Source organism: Agromyces sp. MMS24-JH15, assembly GCF_043518605.1.
Taxonomy (GTDB): Bacteria; Actinomycetota; Actinomycetes; order Actinomycetales; family Microbacteriaceae; genus Agromyces.
On the sequence record NZ_CP171358.1, the window covers coordinates 1950381 to 1977138 of the forward strand.

General features: G+C 72.5%; 23 protein-coding genes. 13 read left to right on the forward strand and 10 right to left on the reverse strand.

What is annotated here, in order from left to right; all coding sequences use genetic code 11:
• Positions 1-143: 143 nt before the first annotated feature.
• The 5 genes from ACDF64_RS08810 (at position 144) to ACDF64_RS08830 (ending at position 7790) form a co-directional block, all read left to right on the forward strand.
• Positions 144-2354: a beta-galactosidase gene (locus ACDF64_RS08810; RefSeq protein WP_394554945.1), complete on the forward strand. Its 2211-nt coding sequence runs from the start codon at positions 144-146 to the stop codon at positions 2352-2354.
• A gap of 47 nt (positions 2355-2401) precedes the next feature.
• Positions 2402-3751 (forward strand): ABC transporter substrate-binding protein, encoded by a 1350-nt coding sequence (locus ACDF64_RS08815; protein WP_394554947.1) that lies wholly within the window; start codon positions 2402-2404, stop codon positions 3749-3751.
• A 70-nt stretch (positions 3752-3821) separates the two neighbouring features.
• Positions 3822-4781 (forward strand): carbohydrate ABC transporter permease, encoded by a 960-nt coding sequence (locus ACDF64_RS08820; RefSeq protein ID WP_394554949.1) that lies wholly within the window; start codon positions 3822-3824, stop codon positions 4779-4781.
• Positions 4778-5704 carry a carbohydrate ABC transporter permease gene (locus ACDF64_RS08825; RefSeq protein ID WP_394554951.1) on the forward strand — a complete coding sequence of 309 codons (927 nt, stop codon included), beginning with the start codon at positions 4778-4780 and terminating at the stop codon, positions 5702-5704. Before ACDF64_RS08820 ends, ACDF64_RS08825 begins: the two co-directional genes overlap by 4 nt.
• 61 nt (positions 5705-5765) lie before the next feature.
• On the forward strand, positions 5766-7790 hold the full coding sequence (locus tag ACDF64_RS08830) for a beta-galactosidase (protein WP_394554952.1): 2025 nt from the start codon (positions 5766-5768) through the stop codon (positions 7788-7790).
• Positions 7791-7860: 70 nt separating this feature from the next.
• Here ACDF64_RS08830 and ACDF64_RS08835 read toward each other — a convergent pair whose 3' ends face one another.
• From ACDF64_RS08835 to ACDF64_RS08850, 4 genes are all read right to left on the reverse strand, one after another.
• Complete coding sequence (locus ACDF64_RS08835; protein ID WP_394554954.1) at positions 7861-8829, reverse strand: alpha/beta fold hydrolase; 969 nt, start codon at positions 8827-8829, stop codon at positions 7861-7863.
• Positions 8830-8840: 11 nt separating this feature from the next.
• Complete coding sequence (locus tag ACDF64_RS08840; RefSeq protein WP_394554956.1) at positions 8841-9599, reverse strand: SDR family oxidoreductase; 759 nt, start codon at positions 9597-9599, stop codon at positions 8841-8843.
• Positions 9600-9687: 88 nt separating this feature from the next.
• The gene (locus ACDF64_RS08845; RefSeq protein WP_394554957.1) at positions 9688-10668 is read right to left on the reverse strand and encodes an alpha/beta hydrolase; all 981 of its coding nucleotides are present in this window, start codon (positions 10666-10668) and stop codon (positions 9688-9690) included.
• A 178-nt stretch (positions 10669-10846) separates the two neighbouring features.
• Positions 10847-11308 carry a MarR family winged helix-turn-helix transcriptional regulator gene (locus ACDF64_RS08850; protein WP_394554959.1) on the reverse strand — a complete coding sequence of 154 codons (462 nt, stop codon included), beginning with the start codon at positions 11306-11308 and terminating at the stop codon, positions 10847-10849.
• Between the two features lie 134 nt (positions 11309-11442).
• Between ACDF64_RS08850 and sigJ the strand changes: the two genes are divergently transcribed.
• Positions 11443-12402, forward strand: coding sequence for an RNA polymerase sigma factor SigJ (gene sigJ, locus ACDF64_RS08855; protein ID WP_394554961.1), 960 nt, complete (start codon positions 11443-11445; stop codon positions 12400-12402).
• Positions 12403-12489: 87 nt separating this feature from the next.
• Here sigJ and ACDF64_RS08860 read toward each other — a convergent pair whose 3' ends face one another.
• Together ACDF64_RS08860 and ACDF64_RS08865 are read right to left on the reverse strand one after the other, a co-directional pair.
• Positions 12490-13236 (reverse strand): alpha/beta fold hydrolase, encoded by a 747-nt coding sequence (locus ACDF64_RS08860; RefSeq protein WP_394554963.1) that lies wholly within the window; start codon positions 13234-13236, stop codon positions 12490-12492.
• A gap of 157 nt (positions 13237-13393) precedes the next feature.
• Positions 13394-16549 (reverse strand): VWD domain-containing protein, encoded by a 3156-nt coding sequence (locus ACDF64_RS08865; RefSeq protein ID WP_394554965.1) that lies wholly within the window; start codon positions 16547-16549, stop codon positions 13394-13396.
• A gap of 95 nt (positions 16550-16644) precedes the next feature.
• On the opposite strand from ACDF64_RS08865, the gene ACDF64_RS08870 reads away from it, so the two are divergent.
• The 3 genes from ACDF64_RS08870 to ACDF64_RS08880 all read left to right on the forward strand — a co-directional run bounded on the left by ACDF64_RS08870 (position 16645) and on the right by ACDF64_RS08880 (position 18496).
• On the forward strand, positions 16645-17610 hold the full coding sequence (locus tag ACDF64_RS08870) for a nucleoside hydrolase (RefSeq protein WP_394554967.1): 966 nt from the start codon (positions 16645-16647) through the stop codon (positions 17608-17610).
• 80 nt (positions 17611-17690) lie between these two features.
• Positions 17691-18182 carry an SRPBCC domain-containing protein gene (locus ACDF64_RS08875; RefSeq protein WP_394554968.1) on the forward strand — a complete coding sequence of 164 codons (492 nt, stop codon included), beginning with the start codon at positions 17691-17693 and terminating at the stop codon, positions 18180-18182.
• The gene (locus ACDF64_RS08880; RefSeq protein ID WP_394554970.1) at positions 18179-18496 is read left to right on the forward strand and encodes an ArsR/SmtB family transcription factor; all 318 of its coding nucleotides are present in this window, start codon (positions 18179-18181) and stop codon (positions 18494-18496) included. The genes ACDF64_RS08875 and ACDF64_RS08880 overlap by 4 nt, the downstream gene beginning before the upstream one ends.
• 29 nt (positions 18497-18525) lie before the next feature.
• On the opposite strand, the gene ACDF64_RS08885 is transcribed toward ACDF64_RS08880, so the two are convergent.
• Positions 18526-18909 carry a hypothetical protein gene (locus ACDF64_RS08885; RefSeq protein ID WP_394554972.1) on the reverse strand — a complete coding sequence of 128 codons (384 nt, stop codon included), beginning with the start codon at positions 18907-18909 and terminating at the stop codon, positions 18526-18528.
• A gap of 125 nt (positions 18910-19034) precedes the next feature.
• Here ACDF64_RS08885 and ACDF64_RS08890 point away from each other — a divergent pair, with 125 nt between their 5' ends.
• Positions 19035-19496 (forward strand): VOC family protein, encoded by a 462-nt coding sequence (locus tag ACDF64_RS08890; protein WP_394554974.1) that lies wholly within the window; start codon positions 19035-19037, stop codon positions 19494-19496.
• Here the strand turns inward: ACDF64_RS08890 and ACDF64_RS08895 are convergent.
• Entirely contained in the window at positions 19493-19942 is a 450-nt protein-coding gene (locus tag ACDF64_RS08895; RefSeq protein WP_394554976.1) for a nitroreductase family deazaflavin-dependent oxidoreductase, read from the reverse strand. The two genes, ACDF64_RS08890 and ACDF64_RS08895, sit on opposite strands and share 4 nt — an antisense overlap.
• A gap of 35 nt (positions 19943-19977) precedes the next feature.
• Entirely contained in the window at positions 19978-21252 is a 1275-nt protein-coding gene (ectB, locus tag ACDF64_RS08900; RefSeq protein ID WP_394554978.1) for a diaminobutyrate--2-oxoglutarate transaminase, read from the reverse strand.
• A gap of 110 nt (positions 21253-21362) precedes the next feature.
• Between ectB and ACDF64_RS08905 the strand changes: the two genes are divergently transcribed.
• The 3 genes from ACDF64_RS08905 to ACDF64_RS08915 all read left to right on the forward strand — a co-directional run bounded on the left by ACDF64_RS08905 (position 21363) and on the right by ACDF64_RS08915 (position 25923).
• Entirely contained in the window at positions 21363-24092 is a 2730-nt protein-coding gene (locus ACDF64_RS08905; RefSeq protein ID WP_394555090.1) for an AAA family ATPase, read from the forward strand.
• A gap of 138 nt (positions 24093-24230) precedes the next feature.
• On the forward strand, positions 24231-25055 hold the full coding sequence (locus ACDF64_RS08910) for an alpha/beta fold hydrolase (protein ID WP_394554980.1): 825 nt from the start codon (positions 24231-24233) through the stop codon (positions 25053-25055).
• Positions 25056-25089: 34 nt separating this feature from the next.
• Complete coding sequence (locus tag ACDF64_RS08915) at positions 25090-25923, forward strand: alpha/beta hydrolase (RefSeq protein ID WP_394554983.1); 834 nt, start codon at positions 25090-25092, stop codon at positions 25921-25923.
• Positions 25924-25967: 44 nt separating this feature from the next.
• Here ACDF64_RS08915 and ACDF64_RS08920 read toward each other — a convergent pair whose 3' ends face one another.
• The gene (locus ACDF64_RS08920; RefSeq protein WP_394554986.1) at positions 25968-26672 is read right to left on the reverse strand and encodes a TetR/AcrR family transcriptional regulator; all 705 of its coding nucleotides are present in this window, start codon (positions 26670-26672) and stop codon (positions 25968-25970) included.
• Positions 26673-26758 lie beyond the last annotated feature (86 nt).

Genomic DNA, 26758 nt, shown 5'->3' on the forward strand with positions numbered 1-26758 from the left:
TCCCACCGTAGCGGGCGCGGGACACGCTCGGAATTTCTGCTTGACAGACGCAATGTTATCGACAACATTCGTGTTGTGCGGTGATGTTTCCGAAAACATTCCCTGCGGACCCCCAGACGACGACAACGGAGTACGTACGCGAGATGAACGACCCACGACCCGCCCAGCCGCTCAGCGGAATCCTCTTCGGCGCCGCCTACTACGCCGAGTACCACCGCGACGAGCGCACCGAGGCCGACCTCGACCTCATGCAGCAGGCCGGGTTCACGGTGATCCGGGTCGGCGAGTCGGTCTGGTCGACGTGGGAGCCGCGCGACGGCGAGTTCGACCTCGACTGGCTCCAGCCGGTCCTCGACGGGGCGCACGCCCGGGGCATCCGCGTCATCCTCGGCACGCCCACCTACGCGGTGCCGCCGTGGCTGCAGACCGCGTACCCCGAGATCGCCGCCGAGCCCCGCACGGGCGAGCCGATGCCCTGGGGCGCCCGCCAGGAGGTCGACTACTCGCACCCCGCCTTCCGGTTCCACGCGGAGCGGGTCATCCGCGCCGTCGTCGGCCGCTACGCCGATCACCCCGCGGTGATCGGCTTCCAGGTCGACAACGAGCCGGGCATGGTGCTGTTCCACAATCGCGGCAGCTTCCAGCGGTTCGTGCGACGCCTGAAGGCGAAGTACGGCGACGTCGACACGCTCAACCGCGAGTGGGGCCTCACCTACTGGTCGCACCGGCTCGGCGACTGGTCGGACCTGTGGACGCCCGACGGCAACACCCTGCCGCAGTACGACCTCGCCTGGCGCCGCTACCAGGCCGACCTCACGACCGAGTTCATCGCGTGGCAGGCCGACCTCGTGCGCGAGTACGCCGCGCCCGAGCAGTTCATCACCACGTGCATCGCCTACCCGCGCCCGGCGCTGGCCGACGACCGGCTCGTCGAGGCCCTCGACGTCACCGCCGGCAACCCGTACTACGCCATGCAGGACCACCTCGACGCGACGCTCGAGCTCGAGCCGATGACCCCGTGGACCACCTCGGGCGTGGCGGGCATGCTCCGCCAGGCCGACCGGCTCTACTCGTCGAAGCAGTCCCGATTCCTCGTGACCGAGACCGACGCGCAGTCGATCGGCGGCTCCGACCTCAACCTGCCGCCGTACCCGGGCCAGCTCGCGCAGGCCGCGTTCGCGTTCGTCTCCCGAGGCGCCGCGATGATCGAGTACTGGCACTGGCACACGCTGCCCTACGGCACCGAGACCTACTGGGGCGGCGTCCTGCCGCACAGCCTCGTCCCCGGCCGCGTCTACCGCGAGGTCGCCGAGCTCGGCGCCGCGTTCGCCGCCGTCGGCGACGCCCTCGACGGGTACGAGCCCGACGCCGACGTCGCGATCCTCTGGTCGAATGACAGCCGCTTCGCGCTCGAGTTCTTCCCGCCGCTCGCGACCGCCGACGGGCACCCCGACCGGCAGTCGTACCAGCGCATCGTCGACGCCTACCACCGCGGCGTGCTCGAGGCCGGCGCCCAGTCGCGCATCCTCCACGTGGGCCAGGCGCAGGCGATCGGCGCCGCCGAGCTCGCCCGACGGTTCCCCGTGCTCGTCGCGCCGGCGCTGTACGCGGCATCCGACGCCGACCTCGACCTGCTCCGCGACTACGCCGCCGCCGGCGGCCATCTCGTCATCGGCATCCGCACCGGCTACGGCGACGAGGAGGCCCGCGCCCGCGTCGAGGTCGCGCCCGCGCGCCTCGCCGAGGCGGCCGGCGTGCGCTACGACGAGTACTCCAACGTCCGCGACGACGTGCCGGTGACGGTGGATGCCCCGATCGAGGCATCCCGAACCGTGGGCGGGCCCGCCATCGGCGGCGCCGCCGGCGAGCGCACCGCGCGCGTGGGCGGGCCCGCCATCGGCGGCGCCGCCGGCGAGCGCACCGCGCGCCGGTGGATCGACGGGCTCATCGTCGACGACCCCGACCGCGTCGAGGTGCTCGCCCGGTACGAGCACCCGCGCTTCGGCGACTTCCCCGCCGCGACCACGACCGCGCACGGCGACGGGCGCATCACCGTCGTGGGGACCGTCCCCTCGCCGGCGCTCGCGGCCGACCTGGTCCGCTGGGCCGTGCCCGCACCCGTCGCCGACGCCCTCGCGCCCGCCCGCGACCTGCCCGTCACCGTCGCCTCCGGCACCCTGCCCGACGGTCGGCGCGCGTGGTTCGCCTTCAACTGGGGGTGGGCCGAGCAGCGCCTCGCGCTCGCCGCCCCCGTCACCGACCTCGTCACGGGCGAACCGCTCGCGGCGGGGACCCACGTCTCCCTCTCCGCATGGTCGACGCGCGCGTTCGTCGACGTCGCCACCGGCGAGTGAGCACCAAGGGATCATCGCGATCCGCCCGATCACAGAAGGAACTCATCATGAAGAAGACACGGAGAACAGCACTGGCGCTGACGTGCGGCGTCGTCTCGATCGGCCTCCTGCTCACCGGATGCACCCCGAGTTCCGGCGGCGGCGCCGACCAGGGGCCGGTCAGCCAGGACGACATCGACAAGGCGATGGAGACGCCCACCGAGCTCACGTTCTGGACGTGGGTGCCCGACATCGAGAACGAGGTCGCGCTGTTCGAGGCGAAGTACCCCGCCATCGACGTCAAGGTCGAGAACGTCGGCCAGGGCCTGCCGCACTACCAGAAGCTCCGCAGCGCCATCGAGGCGGGCGAGGGCGCACCGGACGTCGCGCAGATCGAGTACCAGTACATCCCGTCGTTCGTGCTCCCCGAGTCGCTGCTCGACCTCACCCCGTACGGCGCCGACGACCTGTCGGGCGACTACGTGGAGTGGGCGTGGAACCAGGTCTCGCCCGCCGACGAGGTGTGGGCGATCCCGCAGGACGTCGGCCCGATGGGCAACCTCTACCGCGAGGACCTGCTCACCCAGGCCGGCATCACCGAGCCGCCCGCGACGTGGGACGACTACGCGGCCGCCGCGAAGGCCGTGAAGGACACGACCGGGTCGTACATCTCGAACCTCGGCGCGACGCAGGCCGGGCAGATGATCGGCTTCTTCTGGCAGGCGGGCATCAAGCCCTTCGGCTACGACGGCAAGGAGACCGTCAAGATCGACGTGAACAGCGACGCCGCGAAGGAGGTCGCGACCTACTGGACCGACCTGATCCAGCAGGACCTCATCTCGACCGACGTCGACTTCAACGACACCTGGTACCAGGGGCTCGCGAACGGCAAGTACGCGGGTTGGCTCACGGCGGCATGGGGGCCGATCTTCCTCCAGGGCACCGCCGAGAGCACGTCGGGGCTCTGGCGCGCCGCGCCGCTGCCGCAGTGGACCGCCGGTGAAGAGGTCTCGGGCAACTGGGGCGGCTCGTCCGACGCGGTGCTCGCGTCGTCGAAGAACCCCATCGCGGCGTACGAGCTCGCGAAGTTCATCAACAACGACCACGAGTCGGCCATGAAGCTCGCGACGGAGCAGTTCCTGTTCCCGCCGCAGGTCTCGGTGCTCGAGGACCCGGCGTTCGTCGACCAGGCCTCGGAGTTCTACGGCGGCCAGCAGGTCAACAAGCTGTTCGCCGAGATCTCGACGACGGTCGACACCGACTTCGAGTGGGTGCCGTTCATGGACTACGTGTACTCGACCTACGAGGAGACCATGGGCACGGTCATCGCCGACAAGGGCGACATCGCCGCCGCCCTCGACACGTGGCAGGACCAGCTCGTGAAGTACGCGGAGGACCAGGGCTTCACCGTCGAGTGAGCCGCGCGGGCGCCCGCCGCATCCTGCCGGCGGGCGCCTCGTCCTCCATCAGCTGAGAGAAGGAGCCACCATGTCCGCAACGCAGGCGCTCACCACCGTCGGGCGCCCCGCAGCCCCGCCGGGGCGGCACCGCACGAGCACCACGAAGCGCAAGCAGTACCTCGCTGCGTACCTGTTCCTGCTGCCGTTCTTCATCGTGTTCATCACGATGCTCGTGGTGCCCCTCGTCTACTCGGGGTACCTCAGCCTGTTCGAGAGCAAGCTGGTCGGCGGCGAGGTGTTCACCGGCCTCGGCAACTACGTCCGGGCGATCACCGACCCCCTCTTCCTCGAGGGCCTCGGCCGCGTGGCGTTGTTCTTCGTCGTCCAGGTGCCGATCATGCTCGGCCTCGCGCTGTTCTTCGCGCTCGCGCTCGACAGCCTCCGGGCCAGGGGATCGAAGGCGATCCGCCTGCTCATCTACATGCCCTACGCGGTGCCCGCCGTGGTCGCCACGCTCATGTGGGGGTACCTGTACGGGCCCGACTTCGGCCCGCTCGCCCAGATCTCCCGGGCGGTCGGCCTCGGGACGCCCGAGTTCCTCTCGGCCGAGAACATGCTCGGGTCGATGATGAACATCGTCACGTGGGAGTTCGTCGGCTACAACATGATCATCATGTACGCGGCCCTGCGGTCGATCCCCGGGGAGCTGTACGAGGCCGCCGAGATCGACGGCGCGGGCCAGTTCCGGCTCGCGTGGAGCATCAAGATCCCGGCCATCCGCCCGGCGATCATGCTGACCGTGATCTTCTCGGTCATCGGGTCGTTCCAGCTGTTCGCCGAGCCGAGCCTGCTGTCGATCGTCGCGCCCAACGTGGTGATCAACTCCTACACGCCGAACTTCTACGCCTACAACCTCGCGTTCGTGAACCAGGAGCTCAACTACGCGGCATCCATCGCGTTCCTGCTCGGGATCGTGATCGCGGTGGTGTCGTACGTCGTCCAGCTCGGCACGCAACGGCGCGAGCGCCGGGAACGGGGGCAGTCATGACCTCCACCGAGACCCGCGCCGCGGTCACGATCGGCGACGCGACCGGATCGCGCCGCACGGGCCGCCGATTCGCCCCCGAGCGACGCCGGAGCACGCTGCTCACGGTGATGCTGTGGTTGTGCGTGCTGTACTTCGTGCTGCCGCTGTGGTGGCTGCTCGTCTCCGCGACGAAGGACAACGCCGCGCTCTTCACGACCTTCGGGCTGTGGTTCGGCGGCGACTTCTCGCTCTGGGAGAACCTGCAGACGCTGTTCTCGGTGCGCGACGGCATCTTCACCCGCTGGCTCGTGAACACCTTCGTGTACTCGATCAGTGCCGCGCTCGGCGCGACGCTGCTCTCCACGATGGCCGGGTACGCGTTCGCGAAGTACGAGTTCCCCGGCAAGAAGGCGCTGTTCAGCGCGACGCTCGGCGCGATCATGATCCCGCTCACGGCGCTCGCGCTGCCCACGTACCTGCTGTTCACGGCCGCGGGCCTCACGGACACCCCGTGGGCGGTGATCGTGCCCTCGCTGGTCAGCCCGTTCGGCGTCTACCTCATGCGCGTGTACGCGGCCGACGCGATCCCGGACGGCCTCATCGAGGCCGCGCGGGTCGACGGCGCCGGCGAGTTCCGCATCTTCTGGCAGGTCGGGCTCCGCCTGCTCGGGCCCGGACTGGTCACGGTGTTCCTCTTCTCGCTGGTCGCGACGTGGAACAACTACTTCCTGCCGCTGATCATGCTGAACAGCTCCGACCTGTACCCGATCACCGTCGGGCTGGCGCAGCTGCAGTCGGCGGCGAGCCAGGGCGGCGGCTCGCAGGCGCTGTTCTCGACCGTGATCACGGGCTCGCTCGTGTCGATCGTCCCGCTCGTGCTCGCGTTCCTGTTCCTCCAGCGCTACTGGCAGTCGGGGCTCGCGACCGGGAGCGTGAAGGAGTGACCGGGCCGACCCCGCGGAACCGCGAGGATGGACGGATGACTTCGACGAGGAAGGCGGGATCGTGACGATCTGGTACGGCGGCGACTACAACCCGGAGCAGTGGCCGCGCGAGGTGTGGGACGAGGACGTGACGCTCATGCGCCGCGGCGGGATCTCGCTCGCGACGGTGGCGGTGTTCTCCTGGGCCCGGCTCGAGCCGCGGCCCGGCGAGTACGACTTCGGATGGCTCGACGACGTGCTCGACACCCTCCACGCCGGAGGCATCCGCGTCGACCTCGCGACCGCGACCGCGTCGCCGCCGCCGTGGCTCGCGAAGCTGCACCCCGAGACCCTGCCGGTGACCGAGGACGGCGTGCGGCTCGCGGTCGGCAGCCGCCAGCAGTACTGCCCGAGCTCGCCCGTCTACCGCGAGTACGCGAGACGCCTCGTCGAGCGCCTGGTCGAGCGGTACGCGGGGCATCCGGCGCTCGAGCTCTGGCACGTGAACAACGAGTACGGATGCCACGTGCACCACTGCTACTGCGACGCGTCGGCGGCGGCGTTCCGCGGATGGCTCGAGGCGAGGTACGGCTCGATCGAGGAGCTCAACCGGGCGTGGGGCACCGCGTTCTGGTCGCAGCGGTACGACTCGTTCGACGAGGTCGACCCGCCGCGTGCGGCGCCGACGTTCCGGAACCCGACGCAGCTGCTCGACTTCGACCGCTTCTCGAGCGACGAGCTGCTCGCGTGCTACCGCGCCGAGGTCGAGGTGATCCGGGCTGCGAGCGACGTGCCGATCACGACGAACTTCATGGGGTTCTTCAAGCCCGCCGACTACTGGAAGTGGGCGAAGGAGGTCGACGTCGTCTCCGACGACGCCTACCCGGACCCGGCCGACCCGCTGTCGACGCCGTACGCGGCGATGCTGCGCGACCTCATGCGCTCGCTCGGCGGCGGCGCGCCGTGGATCCTCATGGAGCAGGCGCCGAGCGCGGTGAACTGGCGCGAGCGGAACGCGCCGAAGGCGCCCGGGCAGATGCGCGCCTGGTCGTACCAGGCGGTCGCGCGCGGCGCCGATGGGATCCTCTTCTTCCAGTGGCGGCAGTCGGCCGCGGGGTCGGAGAAGTTCCACTCGGGGATGGTCCCGCACGGCGGCACCGACACGCGCGTGTGGCGCGAGATCGAGGAGATGGGCGGCGAGCTCGCGCAGCTCTCGCGCCCCGAGGTCGGGCTCGCGGGGTCGCGCGTGGCGTCGAACGTCGCGATCGCGCTCGACTGGGAGAGCTGGTGGGCGCTCGAGCAGCCGGCCTCGCCGACCGCCGTGGCATACCAGGAGGTGCTGTTCGCGTGGCACGTCGCGCTCACGTCGCTCGGCCTCGCGGTCGACTTCGTGCGCGCCGACCAGGACCTCTCGGCGTACCGCGTCGTCGTCGCTCCCGCGCACTTCGTGCTCACCGACGCGCAGTCGGCGAACCTCGCGGCGTACGCCGAGGCGGGCGGCTCGCTCGTCGTCGGCTTCGCGACCGGCGTGGTCGACGCCGACCTGCACGTCCACCTCGGCGGATACGTCGGCGGGGAACGGCTGCGCGGCACGCTCGGCGTGCGGGTCGAGGAGTTCGCCCCGCCGGCCGCGCCCGACCTGCGTGCCACCGGCGGCGGCGAGGCCCCGCCGGTGGCGCTCGCGGGCGACGTGTTCGACGGCGACGCGGTCGGCACGGTGTGGGCCGAAGTCGTGCACGCGACCGACGCCGAAGTGCTCGCGACCTTCGTCGACGGCGCGCTCGCCGGGTCGCCCGCGGTCACGCGTCGGACGACGGGCGGCGACAGTGGCGGCAGCGGATGGTACGTCGCGACGCTGCCCGAGCCGGGTGCGCTGACGGAACTCGTCGGCCGGATCGCCACCGAGGCCGGGGTCGAGCTGCCGAGCGGGCTGCCCGCGGTCGGCGGCACGGTCGAGGTCGTGCAGCGCGGCCCGGTCGTGATCGCGATCAACCACGGCGACGAGGGTGCGATCCTCGAGCTCGACGGGACCGACCTGCTGACCGGCGCCGAGGCGCGCGGGCTCTGGCTCGGCCCGCAGGGCGTGGCGGTCGTCTCGCGGGCCTGACCCGAGCGGCCCGACGCGCGAACCGACGCGGATGCCCATCCCCGGCGTGGGGAGGGGCATCCGCGTCGACTCAACTCCGGCTCGGCTCCGCGGCGTCGCGCGCGAGCGCGATGACCTCGGCAATGGCCGCCGCGAACGCCTCCGGGGCCTCGGCCGGCAGTTCGTGGCCCGCGCCCGGCACCTGCCGGTGCACCCTCGGGCCGGTGAAGCGCGGCGCCTGCACCGAGGCATCCGTCGCCGGGAAGTTGCCGTCCGCGAGCCCGTCCAGCGTGGCCGCCGGCACGATGATCGGCGGCAGCGCGGCGAGCGCCCCCTCGTCGCGCAGGTAGGCGGGCGCGCCGGGCACGTGGTTCAGCCGATGCCGGTAGGAGTGGATGACCACGTCGACCCAGTCGGGGTTCGCGAACGCGTCCGCCGCCAGGTCGAGCGCGGCCTCGTCGAGCGGCCGAGACGGCGAGTTGCGGCGCCGGATCACCTCGGCGACGCCCCTCGGGTCGGCCGCGAGGCCCGCGCGTCCGCGCTCGGTCAGGAAGTAGAAGAAGTACCAGAGCCCGGCCTCCTGCTCGGGCGGCAGCGGATGCATCGAGGCGTGGAGGTCCTGGATCAGGTAGCCGTTCACCGAGACCAGGCCGGTGACGCGCTCGGGGTGCAGGGCCGCCGCGACGCACGCGGCCCTGCCACCCCAGTCGTAGCCCGCGAGGACCGCGTGCGCGATCCCGAGCGCGTCGAGGAGGTCGACGACGTCCCGACCGAGCGCCGCCTGCTGGCCGCTGCGCGGCGTCGCCGCGTCCAGGAACCGGGTGGGCCCGTGGCCGCGGAGGTACGGCACGATCACCCGGAAGCCGTCGTCGGCCAGCAGCGGCACCACGTCGACGTAGGAGTGGATGTCGTACGGGAACCCGCGCAGCAGGACCACGGGCGGCCCGTCGGCGGGCCCGTGCTCGACGTACGCGACGTCGAGCACGCCGGCCTCGACGTGCCGGATCGGCCCCAACCGCGGGGACTCGGTGTTCACGACACCGCTGACGGCGACGCCCACGATCCGAACCCCTACCGCACGGGGCTCGCCTGCGCGGCGAGCCACTCGGCGAACGAGGTGGGGGCGAGCTGCGCGTCGGGCCCCGGGGTGAGTTCGTCGCCCGCGAGCAGCGTGCCGAAGTACGGCGACTGCGCGTCGGCGACGATCTGCCGGTCGTCGCCGTCGGTCTCGAGCCGGCGGCCGAGGAACTCGGCCATCGAGAGCTTCTCGGGCCCGCCGATCTCGACGATGCCGTCGACCGGGTCGCCGACGGCCGCGCGTGCGACCGCGGCGGAGACATCCGCGGCGGCGATCGGCTGCATGGATCCCGTCGAGACGCGCGCGACGCCGTCGACGGTCGCCTCGTCGGCGATCCGCTTCGCGAACTCGAAGAACTGCGTCGCCCGGACGATCGTGTAGGGCTGCCCCGACTCGGCGATCAACCGCTCCTGGGCGACCTTCGCCCGCAGGTAGCCGCTGTCGGGGAGCAGGTCGGCGCCGACGATCGAGAGGGCGACGTGGTGGCGGACGCCGGCGTCGCGCTCGGCGTCGAGGAGCGTGCGCGTCGAGGTCGTGAAGAACGCGAGCACGTCGTCGTCGGCGAACGACGGCGAGTTCGAGACGTCCACGACGACATCGGCGCCCGCGAGCGCGGCGGCGACGCCCTCGCCGGTGATGGTGTTCACGCCCGAGTTCGGCGAGGCGGCGACCGCCTCGTGCCCGTGCTCGGCGAGCAGCGAGACGACCTTCGAGCCGATGAGGCCGGTGCCTCCGATGACGATGACCTTCATGGTCGGTTCCTTCCGTTGGTGGGTGGATACGTGATGGACGGGTGGATGGATCGGATGGAGCGGGTGGAGCGGGTGGATCGACGGCCGCTCAGGCGGCGTCGGCGATCCGCGCGGACGCCGCGGCGAACGCCTTCCGCAGCTCGGCGATCGCGAGTTCGATCGCCACGGTCGACGCCGCGGTCGCGCGGACCGGGTTCAGCATCATGAAGTCGTGGATGGTTCCGTTCACGCGCACGCTCGTCGTGCGGACGCCCGCGGCGGTGAGCTTGCGCGCGTACGCCTCGCCCTCGTCGCGGAGCACGTCGTTCTCGTCGACGATCACGAGCGCCTCCGGCAGTCCTGCGAGGTCGTCGAGGGTCGCGCGCAGCGGCGAGGCCGTGATCTCGGCGCGCCTCGAGGCATCCGGCAGGTAGTTGTCCCAGAACCAGGCCATGCTGTCGGCGCGGAGGAACGGCCCCTCCGCGAACTCGCGGTAGCTGGCGGTGTCCTGCGCCGCGTCCGTCACGGGGTAGTACAGCGACTGGTGGACGAAGTCCACGTCGCCGCGCTGCTTCGCCAGGATCGCGACGGCCGCGGTCATGTTGCCGCCGACCGAGTCGCCCGCGACCGAGAGCCGCGACGCGTCGAGGCCGTGCTCCGCGCCGTGCGCGACGATCCACCGGGCGGTGGCGTACGCCTGCTCGATCGCGACCGGGTAGCGGGCTTCGGGGGAGCGGTCGTACTCGACGAAGACGACGGCCGCGTCGGCGCCCGTCGCGAGCTCGCGCACCAGCCGGTCGTGGGTGCCGGCGTTGCCGAGCACCCAGCCGCCGCCGTGGATGTACAGGACGGTCGGGAGCGGGATGCCCGCGGCGGAGCCGGCGGGCTTCACGATCCGCACTCGGACGTCGCCGACCTCGGCGGGCACGGTGACCCACTCGTCGTCGACGGCGGGCTTCGCGATGGGCGCGGCCTGCACGTCGTCGAGCACCTTCCGTGCCTCGGCGGGGGTCATCTGGGCGAAGTACGGCGGGTTCGCGGTGGCGTCGGCGAGCGCTCGGGCGGCGGGTTCCAGCACGTGGTCGGTCATGGCGGCGGTCCTCTCGATGTGCCGGCCCGTCGGGTGACGGGCGCGGGCGATGTCGTCGGGTTCACCAGCGTCGACCGGGTGGCGTGCGGGTCTGTGACATCCGCTCCGCAGATCGCGACCTGCGTGGAGGCTCGCTACCGCCGGCTCGGCGCGTCTTCGGCCGATCCGGCGCGGGGGTTCATCGGTCGCCGCGCTCGTCGGCGGCGCGGATGATGCCGCGCAGCACCTCGAGCGCCGCCTCGCCGCGCTCGGTGCCGAATCCGAACAATTCGCTGATCGCGGGGTAGACCTCAGTCGAACGCGCCTTCAGCGCCTCGCCCTCCTCGGTGAGCGAGACGAGGACGGTGCGTTCGTCGGCGGCGCTGCGGGTGCGGCGCACGAGCCCGCGCTTCTCGAGGCGTTGGAGCAGCGGCGTCATCGTGCCGTAGTCGGACTGGATCCGCTCGACGAGCGAGCCCACGGGCTGCGTCCCGTGCTCCCAGAGGTTCGCGAGGACGAGGTACTGCGGGTACGTGAGGCTGAGCGGTTCGAGCAGCGGCCGGTAGGCGGCTGTCACCGCGCGCGCGGCCGAGTACAGGTTCCAGCAGACCATGTCGTCGAGGTGCACCGGGTCGCCCGGTGGCGTCGCAGGTTCGTCCATGTGCAGATCCTAGCAAATGTCTCGTGAACTATCGACTCGTACACGAGGTAATGGCATCGTGAGTGCGGGCCGACGGAACGGGGGTGCGGGTCCGATGCCGCACCGCGATCGGCCTGGGAGCCGAGGACCATGCCATGCGCACGCACGACCTGTTGAAGACGACGAGCCCGATGATCCGCATGCCACGACGCGCGTGGCGCGTGGACGCGGACGCCGCCGATCCGCCCGATCTCGCCGACGCGGTCGCCGTCTTCTCCGCGCTCCGCCCGCGCATCTTCGGCATCGCGTACCGGATGCTCGGCAGCGTCGCGGATGCCGAGGACCTCGTGCAGGAGACCTGGATCCGCTGGCAAGGCACCGATCGCACGGTCGTGCGCGAACCCGGGGCGTTCCTCGCCACCACGGCGACCCGGCTCGCGATCACCCACCTCCAGTCCGCGCGCGTTCGGCGCGAGGCGTACGTGGGCCCCTGGCTGCCCGAGCCCATCGACACGGCCGCGAATCCCGAGGTGCTCACCGAACGCGGCGGCGACCTCGGGTTCGCGTTCCTGCTGCTGCTCGAGCGGCTCACGCCGCCCGAGCGCGCGGCGTACGTGCTGCGTTCGGCATTCGACTATCCGTACGACCGGATCGCAGAGATCCTCGGCGTCACCGTGGTGTCCGCGCGCAAGCTCGTGAGCCGCGCCACCGCGCACCTCGGAGAGGAGCGGCGGCGCGCGGTGCCGGCGGCGCGGCATCGCCTGCTCCTGGACGCGTTCCTCGACGCGGCCCGGTCGGGCGACCTCGTGGCACTCGAGCGGCTGCTCGCGGAGGACGTCGTCTCGTACTCCGACGGCGGCGGCAAGGCGCAGGCGGCGCGCATCCCGCTCGTCGGTCGCGCGCGGGTGGCGAACTTCCACCACGCCCTGTCCGAGTGGTTCTGGAACGACGTCGAGGTGCACCCCGTCGAGGCGAACGGCCAGCCCGCCGTGCTGCTGTCGGCCTGGGGGAAGACGTTCGGGCTGATCGCGGTCGACGTCTCGGACGCCGGCATCGACCGGGTCTTCTGGATGGTGAACGCCGAGAAGATCGGCGCCGCGCTCCCGTCGGCATGACCGCGGCCCGCCGCGGGTCCCAGGTCCGGTCCGGGACCGGGGACCCGGGGCCCGTTCCAGGTCCCCGTGCCGCGTCGGTCGCGAAGGCTACGCCGCGGCGCGCTCCGCGCTCGCCGACCGGACGGCCAGCAGGATCACGGCCGCGACCGCGTCCGGTTCGGAGACCGCGACCGCGTGCGAAGCGCCCGCGATCTCCTGCGCGAAGCGGGCGTTCGCACGCTCGGCGCCGTTGCGCGTCACGGCCGCCGGGATGTTGCGGTCGAGCTCGCCCCAGACGTGCCACGACGGGAGGGTCGCCCAGCCCGGCTCGGTCGCGAGCACCGGGTCCGTCAGCGCGGCCTGCGTCACGGGTCGCTGGGTGGCGCCCATCAGGCCGGCCGTCTTCTGGTCGACGTCCGCGGCGAACTGCTCGTGGAACTTCGCGCGCTGGATCACGAACTCGACGCCGCCGCCCGCGATGGGGTGCGGCTCGATCGCCTCGCCGAGCGTGGATCCCGGCTCGCTCGCGCTCAGCGCGAAGGCGCTGTCGCCGGTGTCGGGCGTGAATGCGGCGACGTAGACGAGCGCGGCGACCTGGTCGTTGCCGGCGGATGCCTCGCTGATGACGAGCCCGCCGTAGGAGTGGCCGACGAGCACGACGGGCCCCTCGGCCGCCGCGATCGGGGCGATGGCGTCGCGGACGGCCTGCGCGTCGCCCGCGAGGCTCCGGAGCGGATTGGCGACCGCGGTGGCCGTGACGCCCTCGGCGTGGAGGCGTTCGATGACGCCGTCCCAACTCGCGGACTCCGCGAAGGCGCCGTGCACGAGCACGACCTGGGGCTGCTGATCTGACATGGTCTGGTTCCCTTCCCGAACGGTGGCCTCCGATTGCCTCGGAGGCGGTGTCGAGAAGCTCTGACCGATGGCGTGGCCGGGATGTGACATCCGGCCGAGCCCGCTGCGATGCGACGCGCGTCGAGGCGACCGCATCGAGATCCCGTTCCGGCCTCGCTCACCGCGCGCGCAGCGCGACCTCGGCGCGCCCCGGGGTCCTGGAGAAGAGGAGGATCGGCAGCGGCGCGGTGCCGGTCGCGCCGATCCTGACCGACGCGTCGTGCCGGCAGCTCGGCTCGATCGCCCAGAAGTCGTCGTCGAGGCCGCCGCCGAACGCGACGTTGAAGCATGCGGTCTCGAATCCCGAGACATCCCACTCCTGCACTCGCGTCTCGGACTCCGGGAGGAGCAGCACCCCGTCGCCGATTCCGGAGAGGGTGCCCTGCCACCCGTCGCCGGCGGTGAGGTCGTCCGCATCGACGATCGTGGGCGTCGGATCGACGAACACCTCGACCCGGACCTCGCCCGCGTCGTCGCCGTCGGCGCGCAGCACGAACGTCCGGTCGCCGGCGGCCCCGGCGAACCCGTACGCCTCGCCGTCGACGGTCGCTCCCGACGGATTGTCGAACCCGATCCGCGGGCCGCACAGCGACACCGGCAACGGGGTGCGGTCGTCGCCGACCGTGCCGATCTCGACGCGGATCGACAGGTCGGCGCCGCAGTCGTCGGTGCGGAACACCACCGTCGCGCCCTCGCGCAGCGCCACGACGCCGAGGTCGAGCGGCTCGGAGCCGAACGGCGCACGCGTGCCGGCGAGCACGAGCGCGGGTTCGCCCGCGCGTGCGTCGGCGGCGGGCGGCAGTGGGTCGGGTCGTTCGGTCGGGGTTGCCGGGAGCACGACGGGCACCCACTCGACGTCCTCGAGGTCGAGCCGGGCGTCGACCACGGCCCGGTGCGCGTCGACCTGGGCGCGCAGGCCTGCGGCGATGAGGTCGATCGCGCAGGCCGAGACCTCTGCCTCCGTCGCGCGCGGTCCGAGGGCGTCGCGGCACTGGTCGACCTCTTCGCCGCGGAGCACGGCGGGGTCGCCCGCGGCGCCGCGATACGACTCGGGCGTGCGGCCGGCGTCGTAGTCGAACAGGCTCGACTCGTCATCGACCCACCACGACTGGGCCCAGTCGTCCTCGAGGTCGGCGTCGGGCGGGAGCACGGTGCCGTCGGGCAGGCTGAGGTCGTTCGACGCGTCGCCGTCGGCCGAGCCGAGCAGGCCGACGAGCCTCGATGCGCGTTCCGCGTCGAACGACAGGTCGACGAAGAACCAGGCGGTCCAGGTCGCTTGCACGGTCCCACCGTCGGCGAGCGTGACCGTCCATCGCCGGGATCCGTAGTCGGACTCGTCGCGCACGACCCGTGCACTCCCGAGCGCGAAGTCGTCGGTGCCGACCACGCGTCCGTCGACGCGGGTGACCACCTCGGCGTCCAACGAGAATCCGTCGCCGGTGAGCGTCATCCGATGCCCGTCGACGGCGATCGCGATCGCGCTGTTCCCGGATGCCACGCCGGTGCCGCCGCGCACCGCCTCCTGTCGGCCCTGCACCTCGAAGCCGTCCTGCTCGTCCCGGGCGACGACGAACTCGCCTCGGGTCATCATGTCGAACCGGAGGCCGTCGAAGGTCGCGAGATGCGGGTCGCCCCAGTCGCCCGCGGTCTCGCGCTTCGGGGTCATGCACCAGCGCTCGTCCCACCGCTCGGCATTGACCGCGAACGCGCCGGTGGTCCGCGCCATCGGGAGCGCGACGACGAGCGACCTGAGGTCGTCGAGCTGTTCGGCGTTCGAGGCGGAGCCCTCGGGACAGCGGCACCCGGAGGGGTCGAGGCAGTAGCGCACCGACTCGCCGTCGGCGACGGGTCGGCGGCCGTTCTCGCTCAGGATCTCGAGGTCGGTGGCCGACGGCACGATCGTGACGAGGCCGACCTCCCCGGTGAAGTCGAGGCGCGACGAGGGGTGCAGGAACTCGCCGGCGGCTTGGGGTTCGAACGTCACCAGGTCGATGCCGAGGCTGATCGCTCGGGCCGTGTCGTGGGGGCCGAAGCCCGGCGAATCCGACGGCCACGCGAGATTCCAAGCCGGATCGGAGGTGGGGAACTGCGAGTTCCTGACGGCCGCGGTCGACGCGCGCATCAGGAATCGCGGATCGTCCAGACGCGCCGCGTGGAGCGCGTACGCGGTGCCGGAGGCCTGCAGTTCGATCAGCCTGCGGATGGTCGCGTAGGGGTCGCCCTGCATCTGCCGGAGCGTCTCGTAGAGCGGCCAGGCGTCGTACGAGGCGACCGCGAGCGGCCTGGTCTTGTCGGTGAACCACGTGAGTCCGGCGATGTTCGGCGGCGTGCTGAGCGTGTGGCGGAACAGGTCCAGCATCGCCCAGTCGGCGGACCCCTCGACGATCCAGGTCGCCTGGTCGTTCGTCCCGCCGTCCCAACGGTCCTGGATGCAGTGGAAGAGCTCGTGCGCGATCACGTACGACCACTGATCGTCGGTCTGCTTCGCGGCGATGCCGGCGGGGTAGATCGTGATCCGGCACTGCGGTCGCGCCGGGTCCGGACCCGTCGTCCCGATCGTCGCGCTCGCGAGGGCGTGCTGGCCGCTCTCGGGGACGCGGTAGTCGACGGAGGACGACAGGATGACCGGATCGAATCGGAGGAAGTCGGGCCGGTACTCGAACCAGCGCTGCGCTGCGCCGTCGGCGAGGCGCAGGATCCGCAACGCCTCGTCGGCGTTCGGAGCGCGCGAGGCGACCGGTCCCGCGGCGGGCACGCGGGAGACGGATGCCACGCCCGCGCCGGCCGACGCCGTCGACGCGGGCAGGGTGATCGCGGTGCCGGCCCCGGCGATGGGCGTGCCGGTCGCGGCGTCGAGTGCGGCGAGCTGCTCGACGCTGAGCTCGCCGCGATGCGCACGGAGCATCCGGAGCGCGGTATCGGCTCCGACGCCGTCGCCGAGCGGCATCCCCTCGTCGGGCGCGTCGGCGATCGTCGAGCCGGGGATGTCGCCGAAGCTCAGCGCGTAGGCGTCGAGCGCCTGCTGCAGCGTCGAGCCGCCCTCCGCGAGGGAGGCGTCGATGTCGAGCAGGAGTCGATCGGTGCGCGTCGCCGGTTCCCAGCTGTCGAGCTCCCGCGCCTCGATCTCGCCGTCACGGGCGATCCGCACGGCATCGCCGTCGGCGGTGCTCGGGCCGCCGCCCGTGTCGCCGCCGGGCGTGGTGCATGCGGCCAGCGTGACGACGAGTGCCGCCGCCAGGGTCGCCGCCCATACGGACGCCGATTTCCGGTTCATGCGTGCATTCTGGCCGTCCGGGCTCCCGGGCGGAATCGGGGCGCGCACTGACCACCCCGACGCGCGGCACCCGCGCAGCGGGTAACGTCGCCGGGGTGACCCCCGACTCCGCGCCGATCCCCGTCTACCTCGACTGCGACACCGGCATCGACGACGCGGTCGCGCTCGCCTACCTGCTCGCGCATCCCGGCGTCCGGCTGGTCGGCGTCGGCTCGGTGTCGGGCAACGTCGCCGCCGAGTCGGGTGCGCGGAACACGCTGGGCCTCATGGCGGCGGCGGGCGTCGGCGACGTGCCCGTCGCGGTCGGCGCCCACGATTTCCTCGACCACGCCTTCGTGCCGGCCGCGGTGCACGTGCACGGCGAGGACGGCGTCGGGGGAGTGGCATCCGACCTGCCGCCCGCGCTGCGGGCCGTCGAGCCGGGGCTGGATGCCGCGGGGCTGCTGCTGGAACTCAGCCGCCGCCACTCGGGCGAGCTGCGCGTGCTCGCGGTGGGGCCGCTCACGAACCTGGCGCTCGCGCTGCGCGCGGACGCGTCGCTGGCCGGTCGCGTGCACTCGGTGACGGTCATGGGCGGCGCGGTGGATGCCCCGGGCAACGTGTCGCTGGTCGCCGAGGCGAACTTCCGCAACGATCCGCTCGCGGCAGCCGAGGTGCTGGGCGCCGCCTGGCCGGTGACGCTCGTGCCGCTCGACGTGACGATGTCGCACACGTTCGACGAGTCGCACCGGCAGCGGCTGCTGTCCGCGGGCGGCGAGCTGCCGCGCCTGGTCGGGCGAATGCTGGACACCTACCTCGGGTTCTACACGCCCCGGTACGGCGACCGGCGCTGCGCGCTGCACGACCCGCTCGCCGCGGCCCTGCTCGCGGGCGACGTGCCGAACCCGGTGTGGCGGCACGGGTGGTTCGACGTCGAGGTCGAGGAGGGCCCGGACCACGGACGCGTGGTCGAGGTCGAGCTCGAGGACGACCGGGACGCGGTGCGGACCGGTGCGGTCATGGCGACCGACGACCCGGTGGCCGAGGCGCTCCTCGAACGTATCCTCGCTCGCTTCGGGTGAACTGACATGCAATCAAACGGTTGCAATCGGTGAGGAAACATGCAACTCTGTGGTTGCAATAATCCGACCGAGGAGGAACCATGGAGTCCATGACGATCAACCCGCCGTCCACCGTCGACCGGGAGGCCTTCGCCGTCCGGCGGACCATCCGGATCGCCGCGCCCGTCGAACAGGTCTGGCGCGCCGTGACCCAGCCCGAGCACATCTCGAAGTGGTTCGGCATCGCCGAGTTCTCGGGCACCGCGGTCGGTGCGACCGGCACCCTCGAGTTCCCCGGCTACGGCAAGGTCCCGCTGCGCATCGAGGCGATCGACGAGCCGCGCTCGATCAGCTACCGCTGGGGCAACGACGACGCGCTCGGCAGCCTGCCCGACGCCGTCGACGACGCGACGTCGACCGTGTTCACCTTCACGCTCGAGCCGATCGCCGACGGCACGCGCCTCACCGTGGTCGAGACGGGCTTCGAGCGCACGTCGAACCCGGCCGAGAACCTCGCATCCCACGGCGAAGGCTGGGTCTCCGAGCTCGACAAGCTCGTCGCGCTGGCCGACGCCGGAGGACTCGCAGGGTGACCGTGGAAACGCTGGTCCCGGTGTTCGCCGCACTCGGGGACGAGACCAGGTGGAGCATCCTGGCCGCACTCGGCGAGGGCGACGCATCCGCGTCGGCCCTCGCCGGGCGGCTGCCCGTCACGCGCCAGGCGATCGCGAAGCACCTCGCCGTCCTGGCGGAGGCCGGGCTCGTGGAGCCCGTCCGCGTCGGGCGCGAGGTGCGCTACCGCGTGCTCGGCGCGCAGTTGAGCGCGACCGCGCACCGCCTCGACGCCATCGGCGCCGAGTGGGACCGTCGCCTCGCCGCGATCAAGGAGATCGCCGAGGGACTCTAGCGCCGACCCGCGAACGCCGGCGCTGCCGGTCAGTCGTGGATCCGCACGCTCACGACCTCGAGCTCCCCGCCGTCGTCCTGGACGATGCAGCGCACGTCGGCGGTGTGCGTCGAGCCGTCCTGCTCGAACGTCACGGTGCCCTGCATGCGCCACGCGCCGCCGCCCTGCGTCGTGATCTCCGACGCGCCGGAGACCTCGGGTTCGGTGCCGCCCTGGACGCCGACGTCCTGCTCGATCGCGGACCGGCAGGCCTGGGCGATGCGGTCGGCCGGATCGGCGGACGACCCCGGGCGCACCAGCAGCGCGACGAGCGCCGCGAGCGCCGCCAGCAGGACGAGCGCCCCGATGATCCACGCCCAGACCGGGATGCCGCGTTTCGGCGACTGCTCGGAACCCGTGCGTTCCTCGCTCATGGGCCGGATGCTAGTCCGATCGAGGCGCGGCGGCACCACCCGGCCGTGCCCGGCCCGAGCGGGTCGAGGGCGCGCGTCCCCGGCCTTCGGGGAACAGCCGGGCGCGGCATCCGGTTCGCCCTGTCATGGATGCCTCGAACCCGGCGACCCCCGCGACGCCGCCCACCTCCTCCACCCCGGCGCCACGCGCCGTGCGCCAGCTGCGGCTCGTCGTCTCGGTGCCGGAGGGCGCCGACTTCGACCAGGTGCTCGCGTTCTACCGCGACGTGCTCGGGATGCCCGAGCAGGAGGCGTACGAGGGCGAGGACGACGCGCGCGTGGTGATCCTCGACGCGGGCCGCGCGACCCTCGAGCTCTCCAATCCCGCGCAGGTGCGCCTGATCGATCGCGTCGAGACCGACGGCGGCACGAGCGCGCCGCTGCGGGTCGCGCTCGAGGTCGACGACTCGGCCGCCACGACGCGCGACGCCGTCGCCGCGGGCGCCGAGCTCGTCGCGTCGCCCCGCGAGACGCCGTGGCGCTCGCTCAACGCGCGCCTCGAGGGTCCGGCGGGCCTCCAGCTCACGCTCTTCCAGGAGCTGGACTAGGACTCCTCGACCAGCTCGAAGACCGGATGCTTGTCGGCCTCGGCGATGAACGCCTCGATCGGGGCATCCTTCTCGGCTGCGAAGTACGGCAGCACGATCGGGGCGACCCGCACGTAACGCCGGAGGACCGGACCGGCCACGGCCGGCTCGACCTCGCGCAGCGTGAATCGGCGGACGGACCGGCCCTTCGTGAGCGTGACCGCCGGGTCGACGCGCACGTTCCGCACCCACGCGACCTCGCCGTACGGCGCGACCAGCCAGTGGCGGCCGTCGACGTCGATCGGCGTGACCGGCGTCGAGCGCGGTTCACCGGTGCGGTTCCCCCGTGTCGTGAGGATCGCGGAGGCCGGCACGAGCCCGCGGCGCGCGAACGCCGTCATGATCCGGTTGACCGCGCGCCGGGCCGGACCGTGCCGGTACGTCCTGGGAGTCTTCGCGTCGTCCATCGAGGCCGATTCTGCCCCACGCGGGCGGCCTCCGGTCAGCCTGCGAGCACGGCGTCCAGGCTCTCGCGCACGATCGCGAGGCCGCGACGGAGCTCCTCCTCGGTGATCGTGAGCGAGGGGAGGAACTTCAGCACCTCGTCGAACGCGCCGGAGGTCTCGATCACGAGCCCGCGCGTGAACGCCTCCTTCGAGACGCGTGCGGCGAGCGACCGGTCGGCGTCGCACGCGATCCCGTAGAACAGGCCGCGACCGCGCACGACGAAGCCCTGCTCGGGGTGCTCGGCGGCGATCTGCTCGAGCTCGGCGCGCAGGATCGCCGACTTCGCGGCCACGCCGTGCATGAACGCGTCGTCGGCCCAGTACGTCTCGAGCGCGACGCGCGCCGACACGAACGCGAGGTTGTTGCCGCGGAACGTGCCCGTGTGCTGGCCCGGCTTCCACACGTCGACCGCGGGACGCAGCATCACGAGCGACATCGGCAGGCCCGATCCCGAGATCGACTTCGAGACGGTCACGATGTCGGGCACGATGCCCGACTCCTCGAACGCGAAGAACGTGCCCGTGCGCCCGATGCCGGCCTGGATCTCGTCGAGGATGAGCAGGATGCCCCGCTCCTCGGTGATCGCGCGCAGCCGCTGGAGCCACGTCGGGCTCGCGACGTTGACGCCGCCCTCGCCCTGCACGGCCTCCACGATGACCGCCGCCGGGAGGTCGAGGCCCGATCCCGGGTCGTCCAGCATCTTCTCGAACAGGTCGAGCGTGTCCACGCCCGCTCCGAGGTAGCCGTCGTACGGGAGTCGCGCGACGTCGTCGAGGCCGACGCCCGCGCCCGACCGGTAGTGGCTGTTGCCGGTCGCCGCGAGGCCGCCGAGGCTGAGGCCGTGGAACGCGTTCGTGAACGCGACGACCGTCGAGCGGCCGGTCGCCTTGCGGGCGACCTTGAGGGCGGCCTCGACGGCGTTGGCGCCGGTCGGGCCGGTGAACTGCAGCTTGTGGTCGAGGCCGCGGGGCTCGAGGACGAGCCGCTCGAACGCCTCGATGAACGCCTGCTTGGCGCTCGTCGCCATGTCGAGACCGTGGATGATGCCGCCGTGCTCGAGGTACGCGATCAGCGCGCGCGTGAACTCGGGGTTGTTGTGGCCGTAGTTCAGCACGCCCGCGCCGGCGAAGAAGTCGAGGTACTCGCGGCCGTCGGCGTCGATCAGCGTCGAGCCCGTCGCGCGGTCGAACACCGTGGGGAACGCTCGCACGTAGCCGCGCACCTCGGATTCACGGCGGTCGAACGTGGTCAGGTCGTGGGCGCCGCTCATGGCGGTCTCCTCTCGGCAGCGGTGGGGGTGCCATCGAGCCTACGGTCCCGTCGGGGAATCCACGCACTCGCCTCTGGTGCCCGGAGGTCGCGCGCCACTAGTTTGAGCGCATCGATGAGAGCGCGCTCACCCTCCTCGGCCGCGGGACGGAGTTGGACCGGATCCGCGGCCTCGTCGCGAGCGCCCGCAACGGTCGCGGCGGGGCGCTGCTCGTGCGCGGCGAGCCCGGGATCGGGAAGACGGCCCTGCTCGATGCGGCAGCCGACGGTGCGTCGGGGGTCCGGGTCATCCGCTCCGACGGCTACGAGGCCGAGTCCGCGATGCCGTACGCGGCGCTCCAACGGCTCGGCGCGCCGTTCGTGTCGTCCCTCGGGGTGCTGCCCCAGCGGCAGGCCGCGGCCCTGCGGATCGCCGCGGGACGCGACGACGGCGACCCGCCCGACCGGTACCTCGTCGGGCTCGCGGTGCTGTCGCTGCTCGCTGCGGCCGGCGAGGACGCGCCGATCCTCTGGATCGTCGACGACGCGCACCTGGTCGACGCCGAATCCCTGGAGGTGCTCGCGTTCGTCGCCCGGCGGGTGAAGGCCGAGTCGTTCGGCCTGCTCCTGAGCGCCCGCCCCGACGCCCGCACCGATCTCGTGACCGCCGGCGTGCCGGTGCTCGACCTCGCGGGCCTCGACCCGCTCGCCGCGGTGCAGCTGCTCGGCCGCAGCATCCGCGGGAGCATCGATCCGCTGCTCGCGACCCGCATCGCCGAGGAGACGGGCGGCAACCCGCTCGCCCTCACCGACCTCGCCGAGGTGTTCACCGCGACCGAGCTCACCGAGACCGTCATCGCCGCCACCCCGGTGCCGATCGGCGAGCGCCTCGAACGGCACTACGCCGAGCAGCTCGCGGCGCTGCCCGCGTCGACCAGGTCGTGGCTGCTGGTCGCGGCGGCCGAGACCTCTGGGCGGCTGGATCTCGTCGTCGCCTCGGCCCGACGGCTCGGACTGCCCGAGGATGCCGCGTCGCCGGCCGAGACCGCGGGATTCGTCGTCGTGGGCCGGACGGTGTCGTTCCGACACGCGCTCGTGCGGTCGGCGGCGTACAACGCGATGCCCGCGAGCGAGCGCCGGCGGGTCCACGAGGTCCTCGCGACGGCCGCCGACGAGCACGGCCGGACGGATCTCGCGGTGTGGCACGCGGCGGCCGCGACCGTCGGCGAGGACGAGGCCGTCGCCGCACGCCTGGAGCGCGTCGCGGACGCGGCCGCGGGTCGCGGCGGCACCTCGTCGCGCGCGCAGCTGCTCGCGCGGGCCGCCGAGCTCACGCCCGCGGGCGACCTCCGGAGCGAACGGCGCATCACGGCCGCGGTCGCCGCGACCTCGGCCGGGGCGGCGGGGCTCGCGCTCGAGCTGCTGGCCCGCGTCGACGAGGACGAGGTGGGTGCGGTCGGGCGGGGGCGCATCCTCCGCCTGCGCAGCAAGCTCGCGTTGTTCACGGGCGAGCGCGAGGGGATCCTCTCGGGCCCGGCGGATCTCCTCGAGGCCGCGCGGCTGTTCCACGGCCTCGCGCCCGAGCTCGAGCAGCGGGCGCTGCTCGACGCGTTCAACGCCGAACTGACGACCGAGGCGGCCGGAAGCCGGGCGGGCCTCCAGGAACTGGGGCGGCGATGCCGCGCCGGCGCCGACGCGGCGCCGGGCATCCGCTCGACCGTGCTGCGCGCGTTCGCGTCGCACGTCCTCGACGCGTACGACGTGGCCGTGCCGCAGCTGCGCGCGGCCCTCGCCGCCCTCCGCGACGCGGACGATGCGGTCCTGCACGAACTCGGGTTCGTCATCGTGCCGATCTGCATGGGCCTCTGGGACGACGCGGCGTGCGCCGAACTCCTCGAGCGGACCGCTCGCGCGGCGCGCGACGCGGGCGCGCTGCAGGCGCTGGACACGATCTACTGGCTCCGCAGCGTCACCGAACTCGTCACGGGCGACCCCGCGGCGTCCGGCCGGTACATCCAGCAGGTCCGCGAGCTCCGGCGGGCCATGGGCTACGACGCCGAGCAGGTCGTGAACCCGTCGTACCTCGCGTGGACCGGTGCGCCCGTCGAGGTCGTGGAGCAGATCGCCCAGGGCGTGCTCGACGCCGGATGGGCGGGTGTGCAGACGATCGCGATCACGAGCCTGTGCGCGCGCGCCATCGCCGAGGGGCGCTACCGCGAGGCGTTCGACCGCCTCGACCCGCTCGTCGCGCGGGACTACATCCAGGTGAGCTACCAGCAGGTGCCCGACCTCATCGAGGCCGCGGTCCGCTCGGGGCTCGCCGATCGCGTCGGCGCCGCAGCGGAACGGCTGTCGGAGTTCGCCGCGGGGAGCGGCACGCCGTGGGTGCGCGGGCTCGAGGCGCGCTCGCTCGCGCTCCTCGCGGCCGACGAGGACGCCGAGGCGCACTACCTCGCCGCCATCGACCACCTGACGGCCTCGTCCTCGCCGGGCGACCTGGGCCGCGCGCACCTGATCTACGGCGAATGGCTGCGTCGGATGCGCCGCCGCAGGGAGGCCCGCGAGCAGCTTCGCCACGCGCTCGCCGTGTTCACGCGCGTCGACTCGCCCGCCTTCGCCGACCGCGCCCGGCGCGAGCTCGAGGCCACTGGCGAGCACGTCGTGCACGGCGAGCCCGGCGAGATCGATCCGCTCACGCCCCAGGAGTCGACGGTCGCCGCGCTCGCCGCCGAGGGCCGCACCAACGCCGAGATCGGCGCGATGCTCTTCATCAGCGCGAACACGGTCGACTACCACCTGCGGAAGGTGTTCCGGAAGCTCGGGGTCACCTCGCGCCGCCAGCTCGCCGAGCGGTTCGGGTAGCCGGGACCCCGACGCCCCGACCCTGCGACTACGCGCCCCACGTGGTGCGACCGCGTGCGCACGCGGGCGAGCATGGGGCATCCGCCGCGCCGGCCGACGCACCGGCGCGGCGGGCACCGGGGACATCGAGGGGGAACCATGCCGCACATCACGACCGAGGACGGCGCGCAGATCTTCTACAAGGACTGGGGCACGGGCGGGTCGCCCGTGCTGCTCAGCCACGGCTGGCCGCTGAACGCGGATGCCTGGGAGGCGACCGCCCTGTTCCTCGCCGAGCACGGGCACCGGGCCATCGCGCACGACCGGCGCGGACACGGGAGGTCGAGCCAGACCTGGCAGGGCAACGAGATGGACACGTACGCCGACGACCTCGCGTGCGTCATCGAGCACCTCGACCTGACCGAGCTCGCGCTCGTCGGGCACTCCACCGGCGGCGGCGAGGTGCTGCACTACCTCGCCCGGCACGGCAGCGCCCGCGTCGGCAAGCTCGTGCTCGTCTCGGCGGTGCCGCCGCTCATGGTGCAGACGCCCGACAACCCGGGAGGCCTGCCGATCGACGTGTTCGACGGCATCCGCGCGGGGGAGGCGCACAACCGGTCGCAGCTGTACCGCGACCTCGCCGACGGACCGTTCTTCGGCAACAACCGCACGGGCGACGTGCCGCAGGGCACGCGCGACGCGTTCTGGTTGCAGGGCCTCGCGTCGGGCACGCGCAACGCGTACGAGTGCATCGCCGCGTTCAGCGCGACGGACTTCCGCCCCGACCTCGCGAAGGTCGATGTCCCGACGCTCGTGATCCACGGCGACGACGACCAGATCGTGCCGTTCGAGCTGAGCGGGAAGCTGTCGGCCGCGCTCGTCGACGGCGCGAAGCTGCTCGTCTACGAGGGCGGGGCGCACGGCCTGCCCGACACCGAGCGCGAGCGGCTGCACGCCGACCTGCTCGCGTTCATCGACTCCTGAACGACACCTGATCCGAAGCGAAGGGACACCGACCATGACCGACACTGCAGCCCCCGACACCATCGTGCTCGTGCACGGCCTCTGGATGACGCCGCGCAGCTGGGAGGGCTGGAAGCAGCGCTTCGAGGAGCGCGGATTCACCGTGCTCACGCCCGGCTACCCCGGCTTCGAGATCGAGGTCGAGGCGCTCCGCGAGCAGCCCGACCTGATCGCGGACCTCACCGTCCCCGATACCGTCGACCACCTGGCCGGCGTCATCGAGGCGCTTCCCGCGACGCCGATCATCATGGGCCATTCCTTCGGCGGCACGCTCACGCAGCTCCTGCTCGCGCGCGGGCTCGGAGCATCCGCCGTCGTGGTCGACTCCGCGCCGACCGAGGGCGTGCGCGTGACGCCGCTGTCGCAGGCGAAGTCGCTGTTCCCGGCGCTGAAGAACCCGGCGAACCGGCACCGGGCCGTCGCGTTCACGCCCGCGGAGTTCCACTACGCGTTCGCGAACACGCTCTCGCGCGAGGAGTCCGACGCCGTGTGGGAGCGGTACGCGATCGCGGCGCCGGGCAACTGGGTGTGGGCGTACGGGCTCATCGCCAACTTCAAACCGGGCCATCAGGAGACCTGGGTCGACTACGCGAAGGACCGCGCGCCGCTGCTGTTCATCGGCGGCGAGCAGGACCACATCATGCCGCCGAGCGTCAACAAGTCGAACGCGAAGCACTACGCGAAGTCGCCCGCGGTCACCGAGTACGTCGAGTTCCCCGGGCGCTCGCACTGGATCTGCGCCGAGCCGGGTTGGGAGGAGGTCGCCGACCACGCGCTCGAGTGGGCGCTCGCGCACGCTCGGTCTGCGGCGCCGGCCTCGGCCTCGTAGGCCCGCCCCGCATACCTGCGGCCCCGCGTGCCGGCCGGCCCCGCTCACCGGCCGGCTTCGGCGCGCCGCCGGCGCTCGAGCCCCTCGAGCAGGAGGTCGAGTCCGAACTCGAACTCGAACTGATCGTCGCACCATCCGAGCGTCGTGTCGGGCTCGTCGTGCACGACGTCGCCGAGCATCGCCGCGAGGTGCGGGGCGATCATCGCCAGCTGCTCGAGGGCGACCGGCGTCGGCGTCGCCGAGTCGTCGCCGAGCTCCTGCACGTAGCCGAACAGGCGGCTGCCGAACGCGTGCAGCGCGTGGTGGATCAGGTCGTGCGAGAGGCCGCCCGCGCGCATCACGCCGACGAGGCCGTCGACGTGGCGCATCGCGTTCGGCCCGGCGGCGCCGCGCTGGTTCATGAGCAGCGGCGCCCACGGATGCCGCAGCAGCACCCGCCGGGCAGCGAGGATGCGCCCGCGCAGCGCGAGTGCCCAGGTCGCGGCGTCGACGTCGTCGGGTGCGGCGAAGCCGCCGACCTCCTGCTCGACCTCGGCGAACACGGCCTCGATGACGCCGTCGAGGACCGCGTCCTTGTTCGGCAGGTGGTGGTAGAGCGACATCGCCTCGACGCCGAGCCGCTCGGCGAGCGCGCGCATCGTGAGCGCGGGGATCCCGTCGTGGTCGGCGATCGCGAGGGCGGCCTGCAGCACGCGTTCGCGCGTGAGCGGGGTCCTCCTCGACGTGGGGGTCGCGGTCCTCGTCGCCATGATTCACCTTACAACGTGAGGTTCGTCCGCCAGGGGCTGGACACCGGGCGGGTCCAGGCGTATCTTACGCCGTAAGGCTTACAACG

What these genes read in the sequence shown, in the direction of transcription:
- ACDF64_RS08845 (WP_394554957.1), bottom strand. Translation starts at nt 10,668, where the DNA reads ATGACCGACCACGTGCTGGAACCCGCCGCCCGAGCGCTCGCCGACGCC.
- ACDF64_RS08865 (WP_394554965.1), bottom strand. Translation starts at nt 16,549, where the DNA reads ATGAACCGGAAATCGGCGTCCGTATGGGCGGCGACCCTGGCGGCGGCA.
- ACDF64_RS08840 (WP_394554956.1), bottom strand. Translation starts at nt 9,599, where the DNA reads ATGAAGGTCATCGTCATCGGAGGCACCGGCCTCATCGGCTCGAAGGTC.
- ectB (WP_394554978.1), bottom strand. Translation starts at nt 21,252, where the DNA reads ATGAGCGGCGCCCACGACCTGACCACGTTCGACCGCCGTGAATCCGAG.
- ACDF64_RS08860 (WP_394554963.1), bottom strand. Translation starts at nt 13,236, where the DNA reads ATGTCAGATCAGCAGCCCCAGGTCGTGCTCGTGCACGGCGCCTTCGCG.
- ACDF64_RS08890 (WP_394554974.1), top strand. Translation starts at nt 19,035, where the DNA reads ATGGATGCCTCGAACCCGGCGACCCCCGCGACGCCGCCCACCTCCTCC.
- ACDF64_RS08825 (WP_394554951.1), top strand. Translation starts at nt 4,778, where the DNA reads ATGACCTCCACCGAGACCCGCGCCGCGGTCACGATCGGCGACGCGACC.
- ACDF64_RS08910 (WP_394554980.1), top strand. Translation starts at nt 24,231, where the DNA reads ATGCCGCACATCACGACCGAGGACGGCGCGCAGATCTTCTACAAGGAC.
- ACDF64_RS08850 (WP_394554959.1), bottom strand. Translation starts at nt 11,308, where the DNA reads ATGGACGAACCTGCGACGCCACCGGGCGACCCGGTGCACCTCGACGAC.
- ACDF64_RS08815 (WP_394554947.1), top strand. Translation starts at nt 2,402, where the DNA reads ATGAAGAAGACACGGAGAACAGCACTGGCGCTGACGTGCGGCGTCGTC.
- ACDF64_RS08885 (WP_394554972.1), bottom strand. Translation starts at nt 18,909, where the DNA reads ATGAGCGAGGAACGCACGGGTTCCGAGCAGTCGCCGAAACGCGGCATC.
- sigJ (WP_394554961.1), top strand. Translation starts at nt 11,443, where the DNA reads ATGCGCACGCACGACCTGTTGAAGACGACGAGCCCGATGATCCGCATG.
- ACDF64_RS08920 (WP_394554986.1), bottom strand. Translation starts at nt 26,672, where the DNA reads ATGGCGACGAGGACCGCGACCCCCACGTCGAGGAGGACCCCGCTCACG.
- ACDF64_RS08895 (WP_394554976.1), bottom strand. Translation starts at nt 19,942, where the DNA reads ATGGACGACGCGAAGACTCCCAGGACGTACCGGCACGGTCCGGCCCGG.
- ACDF64_RS08820 (WP_394554949.1), top strand. Translation starts at nt 3,822, where the DNA reads ATGTCCGCAACGCAGGCGCTCACCACCGTCGGGCGCCCCGCAGCCCCG.
- ACDF64_RS08875 (WP_394554968.1), top strand. Translation starts at nt 17,691, where the DNA reads ATGGAGTCCATGACGATCAACCCGCCGTCCACCGTCGACCGGGAGGCC.
- ACDF64_RS08915 (WP_394554983.1), top strand. Translation starts at nt 25,090, where the DNA reads ATGACCGACACTGCAGCCCCCGACACCATCGTGCTCGTGCACGGCCTC.
- ACDF64_RS08810 (WP_394554945.1), top strand. Translation starts at nt 144, where the DNA reads ATGAACGACCCACGACCCGCCCAGCCGCTCAGCGGAATCCTCTTCGGC.